The sequence below is a fragment of the Paraburkholderia sp. MM5384-R2 genome (assembly GCF_014201025.1).
Lineage (GTDB): Bacteria > Pseudomonadota > Gammaproteobacteria > Burkholderiales > Burkholderiaceae > Paraburkholderia > Paraburkholderia tuberum.
On record NZ_JACHDI010000003.1, the window covers coordinates 179205 to 196669 of the forward strand.

The following is a 17465-nucleotide window of genomic DNA, read 5'->3' on the forward strand; positions in this document are numbered from 1 at the left end:
AGCGGTCAGTCTATGCAGCGAACATTACGGCAATGCACCGACCACCCAGAAAGTTCGGGAACGATTCCTGCGCCTCGCTTCGCGCGGTCCTACAGCGAAGAAGGGTCTTCGGGCACCGTCTGCCGTCAGACACTACAATAGTGCCTGAAACACACAGCGATGCGACCCTACGGCGTCCCGCGTGCCCCGAAGGGTGCCCGGCACGTTCGATTTCCGCAATGCCGCATAACAATTTCTTGCAAATTCCGCTGCGTGGCCGATCGGTCCATCTCGCCGCGCCGCACCTCTTCCCCACGGAGTATCAATGAGTATCGATCGGGCTTTGGTCGACGCCGCCGTCGCGGCCGTCACTGACCCCAACACGGGCGCGCCGTACGCGGCCGCGAAGAGCATCCGCAACGTGGTTGTGGAGGGCGACGCGGTCAACCTTCAGGTGACGCTCGGCTATCCTGCGAAAAGCCAGTTCGACGCGGTCCGCCAGCGGTTCGCCGACGCGTTGCGCGCGGTGCCCGGCGTCGCGAACGTGCGCGTCGAGGTTTCGCAACAGATTGCCGCACACACCGTGCAGCGCGGCGTGAAACTGCTGCCCGGCGTGAAGAACATCGTCGCGGTTGCCTCGGGCAAGGGCGGCGTCGGCAAGAGCACGACTGCCGTGAATCTCGCGCTCGCGCTCGCGAGCGAGGGCGCGGCGGTCGGCATTCTCGACGCCGACATCTACGGCCCGTCGCTGCCCACCATGCTCGGCATCGAGGGTCGCCCCGAATCGCCCGACGACAAATCGATGAACCCGATGACCGGCCACGGCGTGCAGGCCAGCTCGATAGGTTTCCTGATCGAGGCGGACAACCCGATGGTGTGGCGCGGCCCGATGGCGACTTCGGCGCTCGAACAGCTGCTGCGCCAGACCAACTGGCACGAACTCGACTATCTGATCGTCGACATGCCGCCGGGCACCGGCGACATCCAGCTGACGCTCGCGCAGCGCGTGCCGGTTACGGGCGCCGTGATCGTCACGACGCCGCAGGACATTGCGCTGCTCGACGCGAAGAAGGGCCTCAAGATGTTCGAGAAGGTCGGCATCCCGATTCTCGGCATCGTCGAGAACATGGGCCTGCACATCTGTTCGAATTGCGGGCACGAGGAGCACATCTTCGGCGCCGGCGGCGGCGAGCGCATGGGCAAGGAGTATGGCGTCGACGTGCTCGGCAGCCTGCCGCTCGACATCACGATCCGCGAGCAGGCCGACTCGGGCCGTCCCACGGTCGTCGCGGACCCGAACGGGCGCATTGCGGAGCTCTATCGCTCGATCGCGCGCAAGGTCGCGGTGCATATCGCCGAGCGCGCACGCGACATGAGCTCGAAGTTTCCGAACATCGTCGTGCAGAACACCTGAGCGGCCGTTCGGGCAAGGATTAGGGGCGATCTCGATCCTTATTTTCACGAACTCTCGCGGTATCATGTCGACTTCACGAGTTCGGCTCGGCGGCCGCAGGGGCGGCCGCCAGGCCGACAAGAGGATCGCATGGGAAAACGAATCGACGGGCACGCGGTACACGCGTTCATCGTCCTGACTGCCGGCTGTGTGCTGTTGAGCGGCTGTGGCGTATTCCTGAGACCACAGGAAAAGCGCGCCGACGCGCAACTGCTGCCCACCGTGGGCAATCAGGCGCACGGTCTCGTGACCTTTATCGAGCGCTCGGACGGCGTCCAGGTCACCTACAATCTCACGGGCTTGCCGCCCAATAGCGACCACGCGCTGCAGGTGCACGAGCGCGGCGACTGCAACGCCGCCGACGGCTCCAGCGCCGGTCCGGTGTTTTCGCCGGCGGCCGAACGGCTCAAGGCCGGCGCGCGCGTCGAGGGCGATCTCGGCAACATCCATGCGGACGCGAACGGCGTGGCCACCGGCTTCATCGTTGCGCCGGACGTGTCGCTCGACGGCATCCGCTCGGTGCTGCAGCGCGCGGTACTGCTCCACCGCGATGCGACCGATCCCTACGCGTACCCCCAGCATGGCGCGGGCGCGGCGATCGCCTGCGGCGTGATTCGCCAGCAGTGAAGCGCGAGCGCGCTTTCGCCGCGCCCGTCCCGCAACGGCGTCGTGCCAGTCGGCGGACCCCCTTCATCGGGCGCGTCTCGTGCCATCTGCGGCAGCGTCTCCGTGATCGCGTAAAATAAGCGGCCTTTGCCTGCTGGGCGCCGAAGCGCCGCCGGCCGTTTTCATCTATCTTTCGTCACACCTGATATTCACGTCGAGCAGCTCTCACCTATGACCATCAAATCTGACAAGTGGATCCGGCGCATGGCCGGGTCGCACAAGATGATCGAGCCGTTTGCGCCCGATCAGGTTCGCGTCTCCGAAGACGGCCGGAAGATTGTCAGTTACGGCACCTCGAGCTACGGCTACGACATCCGCTGCGCCGACGAATTCAAGATCTTCACCAACATCAACTCGACGATCGTCGATCCGAAGAACTTCGACGAGAAGTCGTTTGTCGATTTCAAGGGCGACGTCTGCATCATCCCGCCGAACTCGTTCGCGCTCGCGCGCACGGTCGAGTATTTCCGTATTCCGCGCAGCGTGCTGACCGTGTGCCTCGGCAAATCGACGTACGCGCGCTGCGGGATCATCGTCAACGTGACGCCGTTCGAGCCGGAATGGGAAGGCCACGTCACGCTCGAATTCTCGAATACGACACCTTTGCCTGCGAAAATTTACGCGAACGAAGGCGTCGCCCAGGTGCTGTTTTTCGAAAGCGACGAGATTTGTGAAACGTCGTACGCGGATCGCGGCGGCAAGTATCAAGGTCAGCACGGCGTCACGTTGCCGAAAACGTGACGCCGGCAGCGTCTTGACCCACCAGTTATTCGGGTGACCGCTGCGCTTTTTACGTAACGCAGCGGTCGTTTTCTTTTTGGAGAATCGCCCATGAAGTTCCGTTTCCCCGTCGTCATCATCGACGAAGATTTCCGCTCCGAGAACATCTCGGGTTCCGGCATCCGGGCTTTGGCCGAAGCCATCGAGAAAGAAGGCGCGGAAGTGCTCGGGTTGACGAGCTACGGCGATCTGACCTCGTTCGCGCAGCAGTCGAGCCGCGCGTCGTGCTTCATCCTGTCGATCGACGACGACGAGCTGCTGCCGTACGTCGATAACGTGGTCGTCGAAGGCGAGACGCCCGAGCTTGCCGCCGCGATCGTCGCGCTGCGCGCGTTCGTGACCGAAGTGCGCCGCCGCAACGCCGATATTCCGATCTTCCTGTACGGCGAAACGCGCACTTCGCGCCATCTGCCGAACGACATCCTGCGCGAGCTGCACGGCTTCATCCATATGTTCGAGGACACGCCGGAGTTCGTCGCGCGCCATATCATCCGCGAGGCGAAGGTGTATCTCGACTCGCTGGCGCCGCCGTTCTTCAAGGAACTGGTGCAGTACGCGGAAGAAGGTTCGTACTCGTGGCACTGCCCGGGTCACTCGGGCGGCGTCGCGTTCCTGAAGAGCCCGCTCGGCCAGATGTTCCACCAGTTCTTCGGCGAGAACATGCTGCGCGCCGACGTCTGCAACGCGGTCGACGAACTGGGCCAACTGCTCGACCATACCGGTCCGGTCGCGGCCTCGGAGCGCAACGCCGCGCGCATCTTCAGCGCCGACCACGTGTTCTTCGTGACCAACGGCACCTCCACCTCGAACAAGATCGTCTGGCACGGCACGGTGGCGCCGGGCGACATCGTGCTGGTCGACCGCAACTGCCACAAGTCGATCCTGCACGCGATCACGATGACCGGCGCGATACCGGTGTTCCTGACGCCGACCCGCAACAACTTCGGCATCATCGGCCCGATTCCGCGCAGCGAGTTCGAACCGGAGAACATCCGCAAGAAGATCGAGGCGAACCCGTTCGCGCGCGAAGCGCTCGCGAAGAACCCGAACCTGAAGCCGCGCATTCTGACGATCACGCAAAGCACCTACGACGGCGTGATCTACAACGTCGAGATGATCAAGGAGATGTTGGGCGAATGGCTCGACACGCTGCACTTCGACGAAGCGTGGCTGCCGCACGCCGAATTCCACGAGTTCTATCAGGACATGCACGCCATCGGCGCGGGCCGTCCGCGCATCGGCGCGATGGTGTACGCGACGCACTCCACGCACAAGCTGCTCGCCGGCATCTCGCAGGCGTCGCAGATCGTCGTGCAGGATTCGAAGAACAGCCGCTTCGACAAGCATCGCTTCAACGAGGCGTATCTGATGCATACGTCGACGAGCCCCCAGTACGCGATCATCGCGTCGTGCGACGTGGCCGCGGCGATGATGGAAGCGCCGGGCGGCACCGCGCTCGTCGAGGAGTCGATCGCTGAAGCGCTCGACTTCCGCCGCGCGATGACCAAGGTCGACACCGAATACGGCGACGACTGGTTCTTCAAGGTGTGGGGCCCGGACCAGTTCGCCGAGGAAGGCATCGGCTCGCGCGACGACTGGATGCTGCGCCCCAACGACGCGTGGCACGGCTTTGGCCCGCTCGCCGAAGGCTTCAACATGCTCGACCCGATCAAGGCGACGATCGTCACGCCGGGTCTCGACATGGACGGCGGCTTCGGCGAAACCGGTATTCCGGCCGCGATCGTCACGAAGTACCTGGCCGAGCACGGCATCATCGTCGAGAAGACGGGCCTGTACTCGTTCTTCATCATGTTTACGATCGGCATCACGAAGGGCCGCTGGAACTCGATGGTGACCGAGCTGCAGCAGTTCAAGGACGACTACGACAACAACCAGCCGCTGTGGCGTGTGCTGCCCGAGTTCGTGCAGCATCATCCGATGTACGAGCGTGTCGGCCTGCGCGACCTGTGCCAGCAGATCCACAGCGTGTATCGCGCGAACGACATCGCGCGTCTGACGACCGAGATGTATCTGTCGAGCATGGAGCCGGCGATGAAGCCGTCCGACGCGTTCGCGAAGCTCGCGCACCGCGAGATCGATCGGGTACCGATCGACGAGCTCGAAGGCCGTGTCACGTCGATCCTGCTGACGCCGTATCCGCCGGGCATTCCGCTGCTGATTCCGGGCGAGCGTTTCAACAGGACCATCGTCAACTATCTGCGTTTCGCGCGCGAGTTCAACGAGCGCTTCCCGGGCTTCCATACGGATATCCACGGGCTCGTCGGCGAAATGGTCAACGGGCGCATCGAATACTTCGTCGATTGCGTGCGCATCTGACGATGGGGTGGGCGACGTTTCTGCCGGGCCTCGCGGCGATCGGCCGCTGGCGGCGCGGGGCCGGCGTGCTGGCCTTCGCGCTGGCGGCCGGCACGGTGGTGTTCGGCGGCATCGCGAGTCCGGCGGCGCATGCCGAGGTGGCCGCCGCCGATCCGATCGACGCGTCGATGCGCGCATGTCTCGCGCGCGCCGACATGTCGACGACGATGGGGCAGGTGCAGTGCATGGACACTGCGCGCATCGGCTGGAAGGTCGCGGTCGACAACGCGTACCAGCAGTTGCTCGCGAAGCTGCCGCCCGCGCGGCGCAGGCTGTGGGAAAGGAGCCAGTCGAGCTGGCTCGCGTCGCGCGATGCCGAGAAGCAGTTGCTTGCCGCGGTCTTCGCCACGACCCAAGGTTCGACGTACGTGCTTTCCGAAGCCGACATGCAGTTGCAGCCGGTGCGCGACCGCGCGCTCGCGCTGCGCAGCGCGCTCGCCGATGCGAACGGTCCGGCGCCGCGCCGGCCGCGCGCCTGCAACGCCGACGCGCGTTGCGAACACGCGATGTTCGATCTGAGGCGCTACTATCGTGTGCTCGAATCGAAGATGCCGGCGCAATCGCGGCGGACGCTCGTGCACGCGCAACGCGCGTGGAGCGCGTATCTGAGGGCGTCGACGCGGCTCGTCGACGAGCACGGGCGTATCGACATCATCGGCGCGCGCGTCGCGACGATCAAACGGCTCTCCGAAACGGTCGGCAACCACTGACGGCCGCCGACCGGCGCGGCCCACCGCGCATTCAATCCCATTGATAACGGTCTTCGCGCGGCTGCGGCGGCGCGAGCGCCGGCTCGCCGAGCAGATCGCGCATCGCATCCTCGATCATCGCGGACATCGTGTTGAGCGCGAGGTCATTGTCGTCGGTGCCGAACGGTTCTTCGAGCTGCGACGCGATCGCTTCGTGCGCCATGAACGTGTACGCGACGAACACCGCGAACACCGGCGTGAAAATGCCGATGCTATTGACGAGTCCGAATGGCAGCGACGCGCAGAAGAAGTACACGGTGCGGTGGATCATCACCGAATACGCGAACGGCAGTGGCGTCGACGCGATGCGCTCGCACCCGCCGATCACATCCGACAGCCCGCTCAGATTGCGGTCGAACGCGAGCACCGCGATCGGATCGAGCGCCCCCGCGCGTGCCGCGCGCTGCACCCATTCGCCGAGGCACAGCAACAGCGCGGCTGGCTTGTAGCGCGATCCAATCACACGTTCAAACAGTGCGCGGGGCAGCCGCGCGGCAAGGTCGTCGCGCGGTTCGGTCTTGCGCAACTGATGACGCAGCGCATGCGGGAGCGCGCTCAGTATCGCCAGAAACGCGGCGGCTTCTTCTTTGGGCAACTCGCGCGACGGCAGCATCAGCGCCTGGCGCGTCAGCGAGCGCGACTCATTGAGCAACTGCCCCCACAGCTTGCGCGCCTCCCACCAGCGGTCGTAGCTCGCGTTGTTGCGAAAGGCGAGAAACACCGCGAGCGCAATGCCGACCAGCGAGAACGGCGCGATCGAGTTCAGGTTCAGGCTGACGGGCAGCAGATGATCGTGTGCGGCGAGCGCAATGATCGAGATGAAGAAGATCAGCAGGAGCCGCGGCAGCAACTGCGGCAGCACCGAGCCGCGCCACGCGAGCAGCATGTGAAACCAGTGGAGATGCGGGCGGATGATCATGGCAAAGCGCTTCGGCCAGGAGACAGAGCGCCTATTATCGGTCGCATTTCGCGTCCCCAAACAGGAAAACCCGCGGCGGGCGCATCGAAGACGATGCACACGCCGCGGCTTCGTTCACCGCAAGCGCATCGGGACAGCCGTTCATGGAGGCTCAGTCGCGCGCCGACGAAGCCGCGCCGTGACTGAGCCAGTCGAGCACGGCCGTCGCGTCGTCGTCGGCGCCTTCGCGCGCTTTCTCGACCGTCTCGGCGACGTCGTCGCTCGGCATCGCGCGCCGAATCGCCACACCGACCGCGAGAATGTCGATCATCACGAGGTGCAGGATGCGCGAGATCATCGACAGCTGCGACTCGCGAATCTCGATGTGATCGGTTTCCAGCGCGACCGTCGCACGCTTCGCGAGCGGGGTGTTGCTCGACGTGATCGCGATCACCTGCGCGCCGGCCTGCATCGCGACGTCGAGCACGCGCAGCAGCTCGGGCGCGCGCCCCGACTTCGACACCGCGACGATCACGTCGCCCTTGCCGAGCAGCGCGGCCGAGGCCGCCTGCATGTACAGGTCACCGTACGCGATGGTCGGAATGCCGAAGCGGAAGAACTTGTAGTGCGCGTCCTGCGCGACGATGTTCGAATTGCCGAGTCCGTAGAACTCGATGCGCCGCGCGCCGTTCAGCAGGTCGATGGCGCGTTCCACGTGCTCGAAGTTCAGATGCTCGCGCAATTGCAGAATCGCGGACACGGTATTGTCGAGCACCTTCGCGCCGAAATCGGTCGCGGTGTCGCCTAGATGCACCTGGCTGTGGCTGACCGGAATCGTGCCGGTCAAACCGGTCGCGAGCTTGAGCTTGAAGTCCGACAGCCCCTGGCAGCCGAGCGAGCGGCAGAAGCGGATCACGGTCGGCTGACTGACGTCGGCCTTGCGCGCGATGTCGACGATCGGATCGTTGATGATCGAACGCGGGTGGTTCAGCGCGAGATCGGCGACGCGGCGCTCGGCCGGCGTCAGCGCGTCGCGCATCTGGCGAATCCGCTCGAACACTGCCGACGAGCTGCCGCCCGCGCGGTTCGACAGCTGCTCCGCCAGAATCGCCGATACGCCGAGGAACGCCGGGTATTCGGCGGTAATCACATAGGTCGGCACGTTCTGCAGATACGCCTCGAAGCGGCCCTTCGCCTCGAAGCGCTGGCGGAACGACGAACGCGCGAAGAACTCGCCGAGGCGTGGCACGACGCCGCCGCCGATGTAGATGCCGCCGAGCGCGCCGAGCGTCACCGCGATATTGCCGGCGAAGGTGCCGAGAATGCCGCAGAACACGTCGACCGATTCGGCCGCGAGCGGCTCGCCTTCGAGCGCGCGCTTGACCACATCGGCGGTATTGACGCTGGCCGGCACGCGCTTCTTGTCGCGGCCCGCGAGCGCGCGATAGATCACCTCGATGCCGGGACCCGCGGCCACGCGTTCGAACGACACGTGTGACCACTTCTTGCGCGCGTACTGCAGCACGATATCTTCACGCTCGTCGGCGGGCGCGAAGGTGGCGTGGCCGCCTTCGCTGCCGAGCGCGATCCAGCGGTCGTCGGCGGGGATCAGACCCGACACGCCCATGCCGGTGCCGGGGCCGAGCAGGCCGATCACGCTGTTCGGCCGGCGCTGGCCACCGCCCACCTGCACGCGCTGAGCATCGGTGAGGCCGGGCAGCGCCATCGCGAGCGCGGTGAAGTCGTTGACGACGAGCAGCGTGTCGAAGCCGAGCGCGCGGCGCGTCGCTTCGATCGAAAAGGTCCAGTCGTGATTGGTCATGCTGACCTGGTCGCCGTCGACCGGGTTCGCAATCGCGATCGCCGCGTGATTGACGCGGCCGATCTTCGTGTCCTTCAGATACTTCTTGATGACGTCGGCGACACTAGGATAGTCGGCGCAAGGATAGATCTGCACCGAGCCGATTTCGCCGGGGCCCGTCTCGAGCGCGAAACGCGCGTTGGTACCGCCGATGTCGGCCAGCAGCCTCGGTCCATCGGCGTGCTGGACCGCGCCCGGCACAGCTTTAGTTTGCACACCAGTAGACATCGAGTCTCACTCCCTTGTCGTTTGCCAACTGCGAGATGGCATTTTTTTGTAGCGCGGCGGACGCGGCGTTGAGCACGTCCATCTTGCGCGGCCCTGCGATCAGCAGAAACAGATGCTTCACGTCCTTCAGCGCGGACATCGACCAGCTCACGCGCGCGTGCGGCGCCGCGCCCGGATGCACGGCGACGAAACGCTCGGTCGTGTTGATCGCGTGATCCCATTCGGGCGCGTCGGCGAAGATCGACGCGGTGTGGCCGTCTTCGCCCATGCCCAGCACCGCGACGTCGGGCGCCGTGGCGAAGCGCGCGTCCGCGTTCAGCGCGGCGACGTGCGAATGCAGATCCTGGGTGGTGTCGACGAGCGGCCAGAAGGTCGCGTGTTGCGCCGCGTTCTGCAGCAACGTGGCGCGCGCGAGCTGCGCGTTGCTCGCGCTATCGGTCTCCGGCACCCAGCGGTCGTCGACCAGCGTGATCGCGATGCGGGGCCAGTCGAACGTCTGCGTCGACAACGTTTGCAGGAACGGACGCGGGCTGCTGCCGCCGGACACGGCCAGCATGGCCGGGCGCGCGAGCGGGGTTGACGTGCCGGTGCCGGCCGCCTGTGCGGCAAGCGACGCATGTAACGCGTCGCCCACCGCTTTCGCCAGCGCGTCGGATTGGGCGCGCTGGTCGTCGAAAGCGTGAAGCTCGATCACTTCTCCTCCGTGCTGCTTTCTTGTTAGGTCTGCGGAATCAGCCTGACTGCTCTCGCACGATGCCTGCAAGGCGGGTGGCCTGCAAACGCATGACGCGATACCGGCGCGACTCCGTTCAGTTCGTCGGTGGTGTTGCCGGCGCCGCGCGCCGAGGTGTTCATCGCGCGCGGCGCCGTCCATCAATTCATCAAACTCAATTCTCTTCCTCGAGCCAGCAGGTGCCGTGCTGGGCGAGCATCGCGCTCGCCGCGGCCGGTCCCCACGTGCCCGCCGCGTACGGCTTGGGCGGCTTGGTGGAGGCCTTCCACTCGTTCAGGATCGGCTCGACCCAACGCCACGCGGCTTCCTGTTCGTCGCGCCGCACGAACAGCGCGAGGCGCCCGTTGATCACGTCGAGCAGCAGCCGCTGATACGCCTCCATCTGGCCTTCGCGGAAGAACCGGTCGAACGCGAGATCGAGGTACACGCTCGCGAGGTTCATACCCTCGCCGGGCTGCTTCGCGAGACAGTACAGACGGATCGTCTCGTTCGGCTGCAGACGGATCACGAGGCGGTTCGCGCCCGCGCGCAGCGCCGACGCGCCAAGCGCCGAATGCGGCACCGCACGGAAGTTCACGACGATCTCGGCGACGCGATCGGCGAGCCGCTTGCCCGTGCGCAGGAAAAACGGCACGCCGGCCCAGCGCCAGTTCTCGATCTCGACCTTCAGCGCGACGAAGGTCTCGGTCGAGCTATAGGGCTTCACGCCGTGCTCGGTCGCGTAGGCCGGGACCGTGTTGCCACGGATCACGCCCGAATGATACTGGCCGCGCACCGCGACCTTGCCGATTTCCTGCGGCTCGACCGGTTTGAGCGCGCGCAGCACGCGCAGCTTTTCGTCGCGCACCGAGTCGGAATCCATCGAGTGGGGCGGCTCCATCGCGACGATCGACAGCAACTGCAGCAGGTGGTTCTGCACCATGTCGCGCAGCGCGCCGGTATTGTCGTAGAAATCGCCGCGCGCTTCGACGCCGAGTTCCTCGGCGATCGTGATCTGGATGCTTTCGACCCACTCGCGGCGCCACAGCGGCTCGAACAGCGCATTGCCGAAGCGCAGCGCGAGCAGGTTCTGCACCGGCTCCTTGCCGAGGTAATGGTCGATCCGGTAGATCTGTTCTTCCGCGAAGATTTCGCCGACCGCATCATTAATTGCGTTCGACGACTTCAGGTCGTAGCCGAGCGGCTTCTCGAGCACGATGCGCGCGTTGTGGTTCAGGCCCACCGCGGCGAGCGCATGGCAGATCGGCACGAACAGCGACGGACCCGTCGCCAGATAGAACACGCGGCTGCCGGGCATCTCCTGGATCGCGTCGCGCAGTTGCGCGAAGTCATCCGGATTGCCGAGATCGATCTTCACGAACTCGATGCGCGCGAGGAAGCTCGTCCACGCGGCTTCGTCGAGGCCGTTCTTCGACACGTGCGGCTTGACGTGCCCGTCGACCCACTGCAGATACTCGCCGCGATCCTCGACGTGCCGCGCGAGCGCGACGATCTTGCCGCTGTCGGCGAGCATGCCGCCCGCGCGGTGCGCCTCGAACAGCGCGGGCAGGATCTTGCGCATCGACAGATCGCCGGTTCCGCCGAAGAGAACGAAAGTGAAGCTTGAGTCGGTATGCATGAGTCTCCGTCGATGTCCTGAAGGGCCGCCGCGCTGATCGGACACTGCACGCGCAGCGCCCCGGAAGAGCGACCGTAGTCCGATAAAATATTTTTTGACACTGAATTGTAGTTTAACTACAATCCAAATCAAGAGGTAGCATTAATTCGATGAAAAAAGCGTGCGCTGTACTGACGGAATGCACGCTTTTTGCGACTCGGCGGGCGTCCCCGGCACGCTAACGGACAATGGGACAACGCCTTCCGGTACGCGCCAGCAGGGTGCCGGCGGACCTTACGGAAAGCCGGGGAGTCGACGGGCTTGCGGGGTCGTTGCCCGCAGCCGACGTCAGGCTGGCGTCGAGTTGGCGTATGAGGTACCTCGAGTCTGCAGCGCGATGCGGGCAGGCAAAAATCAAAAGAGGAGACAGTCAGTTGCATCCCGAACCACTCACCTCTTGAGCGTCCAGCGGCCGGACATCGGTCCGCCGGCACATGCCCTCGCGCATGCGCCCGACCGTGCTCGATCGCCAGTGTTTTGCCTGTTTGAACCAACCACAGCACCCTGGCGACATCAGGGGCCATTCGTTTTTTTGTTCAGGTGTCTGGAGGAGATAAGCAATGAAATTTCGCGCGATCATGGGCGCTCTGTGCGCTGCGGGTCTGATGTGTGGCGTGTCGGCCGTGCAGGCCGCCGAGTCGATCGAAGTGCTGCACTGGTGGACTTCGGGCGGCGAATCCAAGGCCGTCGGCGTCCTCAAGGACGACATGACGAAGCAGGGCTACACGTGGAAGGACTTCGCGGTCGCGGGCGGCGCTGGCGCGGCTGCCATGACGGCACTGAAGACGCAGGTGATCTCGGGCAACGCACCGAGCGCCGCGCAGATCAAGGGTCCGCTCATCCAGGAATGGGCTTCGCAGGGCGTGCTGGTGCCAATCGACTCGGTCGCGGGCGACTGGAAGAAGAACCTGCCGCCGCAAATCGACAAGATCATCCAGGCGGACGGCCACTACGTCGCCGCGCCTTTCTCGGTGCACCGCGTGAACTGGCTGTACATCAACAAGGCAGCGCTGGACAAGGCAGGCGGCAAGGTGCCGACCACGTGGCCTGAGTTCTTCGCGGTGGCCGACAAGATGAAGGCCGCGGGCATTCAGCCGATCGCAATGGGCGGCCAGCCGTGGCAAGACCTGACGCTGTGGGAAGACGTCGTGCTGTCGGAAGGCGCGGACTTCTACAAGAAGGCGCTCGTCGACCTCGACGAGAAGACGCTGACCTCGGAAAAGATGGTTCAGGTGTTCGACACGGTCCGCAAGATCCAGGGCTACTTCGACGCGGGCCGTACGGGCCGTGACTGGAACCTCGCCACGGCCATGGTCATCAACGGCAAGGCCGGCATGCAGTTCATGGGCGACTGGGCGAAGGGCGAGTTTACCAACGCTGGCAAGAAGTCGGGCACGGACTACATCTGCGCGGTGGTGCCGAACACCGACAAGGCTTATACGTTCAACGTCGACTCGTTCGTGTTCTTCCAGCAGAAGGGCCAGAAGGCCGCGACGCCGGGCCAGCTCGCGCTCGCGAAGACGATCATGTCGCCGGCGTTCCAGGAGCAGTTCAGCCTGTACAAGGGCTCGATCCCTGTGCGTCTCGGCGTGTCGATGGACAAGTTCGACGACTGCGCGAAGAAGTCGTACGCGGATGAGCAGATTGCGATCAAGGCCGGCGGTTATGTGCCGTCGCTCGCTCACGGCATGGCTCAGCCGGATGCCGCGGCAGGCGCGATCTCCGACGTCGTCACGAAGTTCATGAACTCGCAGGAAGATTCGAAGACCGCGGTTCAGGCTCTCGCGAAGGCAGCGAAGACGAAGTAAGCGTAAGTACGAAGTGTTGCGCCCGGCGGCTTGCATCCGAAGCACCGGGCGCGCTCTTCGGGCCGTGTGAGATCGGACCTCGCTGCTTTCGTTCGCAGCGCAGTCTGGCGCCACCCGGCTCACCCTGGTTTCATGGAGTCACACCCAGGCCGTCGCGGTTCCGCGCCATGCGCGCACGGGTATCCCGGCGGTACAGTTTCAGCAGGAGTCGAGTAGTGACTGCTTCCATCAGCGGGAACGGGAAAACGGCCACCGTCACCCGCCGCACGTCGCCCATGGCGGCCCTTGCCGATCGCTATATTCCGAAGCTGGTGCTCGCACCCAGCGTCGTGATCAGCCTGATCTTCGTGTATGGCTTTATCGCAATCACCGGCTATCTGTCGCTGTCTACTTCGCGGCTGATGCCTCGTTGGGAGTTCGCGGGTCTCGACCGCTATCGCGAACTGTTCCAGAACGACGTGTTCTGGACTTCGGCCGCGAACCTCGGCTGGTTCGGCATTCCGTTCATCGGTATCTGCATCGGTCTGGGTCTGTTGCTCGCGATCCTGCTCGATCAGCAGATCCGCAACGAAGGCGCGCTGCGCGCCGTGTTCCTGTATCCGATGGCGCTGTCGTTCATCGTGACCGGGACCGCGTGGCAATGGATTCTGACGCCGAGCATCGGCATCGAGAAGGTGTTTCACGACTGGGGCTGGACGAGCTTCTCGTTCAACTGGCTCGGCGACCCGGACAGGGCGATCTTCTGTATCGTGATCGCGGCGGTCTGGCAGTCCACCGGCTTCGTGATGGCGCTGTTCCTCGCCGGCTTGCGCGGCGTCGACAGCGAGATCTTCAAGGCCGCGCAGATGGACGGCGCGAACCTGCCGACCATCTACCGCAAGATCGTGATACCGAGCATGCGGCCGGTGTTCTTCTCCGTGCTGCTGATCCTTTGTCACATCACCATCAAGACGTTCGACCTGGTCGTCGCGCTGACCGCCGGCGGTCCGGGTACGTCGACGTCGCTGCCGGCCATCTTCATGTACACGTTTTCGTTCAACCGTGGGCAGCTCGGCGTCGGCGCGGCATCGTCGATCATGATGCTCGCTACCGTAGTGGCCGTGCTCGTGCCGCTGATGTATCTGGAATCGAGGAGCACCCGCAATGCAGCCTAAGATGACGATTAGCCGTGCCGTCATTTACGCGGCCCTGGTTCTGTTCGCGCTGTACTTCCTGTTCCCGCTGTATGTGATGCTGTCGACATCGTTCAAGGACATCGACCAGCTGCGCACCGGCAACCTGCTGACGCCGCCGACGAGCTGGAGCTTCGCGCCGTGGCTCAAGGCGTGGAGCGGCGCGTGTACGGGGGTGCGTTGCGACGGCATGCAGCCGTTCTTCATGAACTCGGTGCGCATGGTGATTCCGGCCGTGCTGATCTCGTCGATCATCGGCGCGTTCAACGGCTACGTGCTCACGCACTGGCGTTTCCGCGGCGCCGATTCGATCTTCACGATGCTGCTGGTCGGCTGCTTCATTCCGTTCCAGGCGATCCTGCTGCCGATGGCCCGCCTCGAAGGCATCCTCGGCCTGGCGAACACGGTGAGCGGCCTCGTGCTCGTGCACGTGATCTACGGTATCGCGTTCACGACGATGTTCTTCCGCAACTTCTACGTGAGCGTGCCGGCTGAACTCGTGAAGGCCGCGCGGATCGACGGTGCGGGTTTCTTCACGATCTTCACGAAGATCCTGCTGCCGGTGTCGCTGCCGATCTTCATGGTGTGCCTGATCTGGCAATTCACGCAGATCTGGAACGACTTCCTGTTCGGTATCGTGTTCTCCGGCGTCGATTCGATGCCGATCACCGTGGCGCTGAACAACCTCGTCAACACCTCGACCGGCGTGAAGGAATACAACGTGGACATGGCCGGCGCGATCATCGCGGCGCTGCCCACGCTGCTCGTCTATATCATCGCCGGACGTTACTTCGTGCGCGGCCTGACCGCGGGCGCGGTGAAGGGCTAAATCACCCTGGAGCGACGGCGTTTCACCGAACGCGTGCCGTCGTCGCCTGACAAGACGTTTTCAAGCAGTACCAGAGACTAGAGGATTCACAGCATGGCAAGCCTTTCCATCCGTGACGTGTACAAGACCTACCCGAACGGGGTGCCGGTTCTGAAGGGTGTCAATATCGACATCGAAGACGGCCAGTTCCTGATTCTGGTCGGCGGCTCAGGCTGCGGTAAGTCGACGCTGCTCAACATGATTGCCGGTCTCGAAACCGTGACCAAGGGCGAGATCCAGATCGACGGCAAGACGGTCAACAACCTGTCGCCGAAAGATCGCGACATCGCGATGGTGTTCCAGTCGTACGCGCTGTATCCGTCGATGACGGTGCGCGACAACATCTCGTTCGGCCTGAACATCCGCAAGGTGCCGAAGCAGGAGCAGACGCAGATTGTCGAGCGGGTGTCGAACACGCTGCAGATCAAGCATCTGCTCGATCGCAAGCCGGGTCAGCTGTCGGGCGGCCAGCGTCAGCGCGTCGCGATGGGCCGCGCGCTCGCGCGCGATCCGGTGATGTTCCTGTTCGACGAGCCGCTGTCGAACCTCGACGCGAAGCTGCGCATCGAGATGCGCTCGGAAATCAAGCTGCTGCATCAACGCCTCGGCACGACGATCGTCTACGTGACGCACGACCAGATCGAAGCGATGACGCTCGGCGACCGCATCGCGGTGATGAAGGACGGCATCGTTCAGCAGTTCGGCGCGCCGCAGGAAATCTACGACTCGCCATCGAACCTGTTCGTCGCGGGCTTCATCGGCGCACCGCCGATGAACTTCATCGAAGGCAAGCTGGTGGAGCAGGGCTCGGGCGTCGGCATCGAACTCGATACGGGCGTCGCGCGCAAGGTGCTGGTGCTGCCGTTCGATTCGGCGAAGGTGCGCTCGCACGTCGGCAACAACGTGATTCTCGGCCTGCGTCCGGAACGCATCACCGATGCGCGCGGCGCGCACGGCGACGACTCGAAGCTGCAGCCGGTCGAAGTGAAGGTCGACGTGATCGAGCCGACCGGTCCGGACACGCTGGTGTTCGCGCAGATCAACGGCAAGCGCGTGGTGAGCCGCGTGCACCCGGCGTCGAACCCGCAACCGGAGAACAATGCGACGCTGCTGTTCGATACGTCGAAGGCGGTGTTGTTCGATCCGGCGAATGAAGAGCGGATCGCGTAAGTCGTCGCCTAAGCGCTGAATCCGTCGCTACGGAAAAGCCCCATGCGTTGAATTGCGCATGGGGCTTCTGTTCTTTTGCAGCCGTTACGCCGCCTCGGGCAAACGCAAGTCCGGATTGTTGCGCGCGAGCTCGCTGACCCAGTCGATAAACGCGCGCAGCCGCGAACTCAGATTGCGGCGATGCGCATACAGAATCGACAGCGGTGTACCGGGGCTCGTGTAGTTGCCGAGAATCTCCGTGAGCGCGCCTTGCTCGATCAGCTCGGCGACCATGAAGCGCGACGGCTGGATGATGCCGTGGCCCAACACAGCCGCCGTGATGTACACCGAGCCGTCGTTGACGGCGAGCGTGCTATCCATCGCGACGCGCTCGATTTCGCCGTCAACTTCGTATTCGAACGGGAAGGTCCTGCCGCTGCGCGCGGACACGTAGTTGACCGCACGATGCTCGCCGAGCTCCGCCAGTGTGGTCGGCGTGCCGAACTTGCGCAGATACGCGGGCGATGCGCACGTGACGATGCGCGCAAGCCCGATGCGCTTCGCAACGAGGCTCGATTCTTCGGGCGTGCCCATGCGGATCACGCAATCGACGGCGTCCTGGATCAGATCGATGTTGCGGTCCGCGAGACCGAGGCGCACGTCGATCGCGGGGTAGTGCGCGTAGAAGTCGTCGAGCGCGGGCAGCAGCAACGAGCGCGCGAGCGTGCCGGAGGTGTCGACGCGGATCGTCCCGGCCGGATTCTCGCGCTTGCTCGACAGCGACGACTCGGCATCGGCGACGTCGGCGAGAATGCGCACGCAGCGCTCGTAGAACGATGCGCCGTCTTCGGTCACGCTGACCTGGCGGGTCGAGCGGTTCAGGAGCCGCACGCCGACGTGTTCCTCGAGCGCCTGGATCGTGCGGCTGACCTTCGCGCGCGGCAGATCGAGCGATTCCGAAACCTTGGTGAAGCTGTTCGCTTCGACCACGCGCGTGAAGATCTCCATCGCTTCGAAACGGTCCATGGTGTGCCTTGTGGGTGGTGAGCCAGAAGAAGGGCGGGGCAGGTTTGCGACACGACAGGAAG

The 17465-nt window shown here is 64.3% G+C and carries 14 protein-coding genes; 9 read left to right on the forward strand and 5 right to left on the reverse strand.

Annotation, left to right across the window (positions count from 1 at the left end; translation table 11 throughout):
- Positions 1 to 304 precede the first annotated feature (304 nt).
- The 5 genes from apbC to HDG37_RS06985 all read left to right on the forward strand — a co-directional run bounded on the left by apbC (position 305) and on the right by HDG37_RS06985 (position 5964).
- Entirely contained in the window at positions 305 to 1393 is a 1089-nt protein-coding gene (gene apbC / locus HDG37_RS06965; protein ID WP_184045591.1) for an iron-sulfur cluster carrier protein ApbC, read from the forward strand.
- 129 nt (positions 1394 to 1522) lie between these two features.
- Positions 1523 to 2059: a superoxide dismutase family protein gene (locus tag HDG37_RS06970; RefSeq protein ID WP_090803451.1), complete on the forward strand. Its 537-nt coding sequence runs from the start codon at positions 1523 to 1525 to the stop codon at positions 2057 to 2059.
- A 210-nt stretch (positions 2060 to 2269) separates the two neighbouring features.
- Positions 2270 to 2839: a dCTP deaminase gene (gene dcd, locus HDG37_RS06975; RefSeq protein WP_184045593.1), complete on the forward strand. Its 570-nt coding sequence runs from the start codon at positions 2270 to 2272 to the stop codon at positions 2837 to 2839.
- 90 nt (positions 2840 to 2929) lie between these two features.
- Positions 2930 to 5215 (forward strand): arginine/lysine/ornithine decarboxylase, encoded by a 2286-nt coding sequence (locus tag HDG37_RS06980; protein ID WP_018419715.1) that lies wholly within the window; start codon positions 2930 to 2932, stop codon positions 5213 to 5215.
- Positions 5200 to 5964 carry a lysozyme inhibitor LprI family protein gene (locus HDG37_RS06985; protein ID WP_260332785.1) on the forward strand — a complete coding sequence of 255 codons (765 nt, stop codon included), beginning with the start codon at positions 5200 to 5202 and terminating at the stop codon, positions 5962 to 5964. Before HDG37_RS06980 ends, HDG37_RS06985 begins: the two co-directional genes overlap by 16 nt.
- A gap of 31 nt (positions 5965 to 5995) precedes the next feature.
- Here the strand turns inward: HDG37_RS06985 and HDG37_RS06990 are convergent, their stop codons facing one another.
- From HDG37_RS06990 to zwf, 4 genes are all read right to left on the reverse strand, one after another.
- A complete protein-coding gene (locus HDG37_RS06990; protein WP_184045595.1) occupies positions 5996 to 6922 on the reverse strand; it encodes a bestrophin family protein in 927 nt (308 codons plus the stop codon).
- Between the two features lie 151 nt (positions 6923 to 7073).
- Complete coding sequence (locus HDG37_RS06995; protein ID WP_184045597.1) at positions 7074 to 8990, reverse strand: bifunctional transcriptional regulator/glucokinase; 1917 nt, start codon at positions 8988 to 8990, stop codon at positions 7074 to 7076.
- Positions 8968 to 9684 (reverse strand): 6-phosphogluconolactonase, encoded by a 717-nt coding sequence (gene pgl, locus HDG37_RS07000; RefSeq protein ID WP_184045599.1) that lies wholly within the window; start codon positions 9682 to 9684, stop codon positions 8968 to 8970. The genes HDG37_RS06995 and pgl overlap by 23 nt, the downstream gene beginning before the upstream one ends.
- A 193-nt stretch (positions 9685 to 9877) precedes the next feature.
- The gene (gene zwf, locus HDG37_RS07005; RefSeq protein WP_184045601.1) at positions 9878 to 11341 is read right to left on the reverse strand and encodes a glucose-6-phosphate dehydrogenase; all 1464 of its coding nucleotides are present in this window, start codon (positions 11339 to 11341) and stop codon (positions 9878 to 9880) included.
- 599 nt (positions 11342 to 11940) lie between these two features.
- Here zwf and HDG37_RS07010 point away from each other — a divergent pair.
- The 4 genes from HDG37_RS07010 (at position 11941) to HDG37_RS07025 (ending at position 16398) form a co-directional block, all read left to right on the forward strand.
- Complete coding sequence (locus tag HDG37_RS07010; protein WP_184045603.1) at positions 11941 to 13188, forward strand: ABC transporter substrate-binding protein; 1248 nt, start codon at positions 11941 to 11943, stop codon at positions 13186 to 13188.
- 215 nt (positions 13189 to 13403) lie between these two features.
- Positions 13404 to 14342 (forward strand): carbohydrate ABC transporter permease, encoded by a 939-nt coding sequence (locus HDG37_RS07015; protein WP_184045605.1) that lies wholly within the window; start codon positions 13404 to 13406, stop codon positions 14340 to 14342.
- Positions 14332 to 15189: a carbohydrate ABC transporter permease gene (locus tag HDG37_RS07020; RefSeq protein ID WP_184045606.1), complete on the forward strand. Its 858-nt coding sequence runs from the start codon at positions 14332 to 14334 to the stop codon at positions 15187 to 15189. Before HDG37_RS07015 ends, HDG37_RS07020 begins: the two co-directional genes overlap by 11 nt.
- A 93-nt stretch (positions 15190 to 15282) precedes the next feature.
- Complete coding sequence (locus HDG37_RS07025; RefSeq protein WP_184045608.1) at positions 15283 to 16398, forward strand: ABC transporter ATP-binding protein; 1116 nt, start codon at positions 15283 to 15285, stop codon at positions 16396 to 16398.
- An 84-nt stretch (positions 16399 to 16482) separates the two neighbouring features.
- Here HDG37_RS07025 and HDG37_RS07030 read toward each other — a convergent pair whose 3' ends face one another.
- The gene (locus tag HDG37_RS07030) at positions 16483 to 17403 is read right to left on the reverse strand and encodes a LysR family transcriptional regulator (RefSeq protein ID WP_184045610.1); all 921 of its coding nucleotides are present in this window, start codon (positions 17401 to 17403) and stop codon (positions 16483 to 16485) included.
- Positions 17404 to 17465 lie beyond the last annotated feature (62 nt).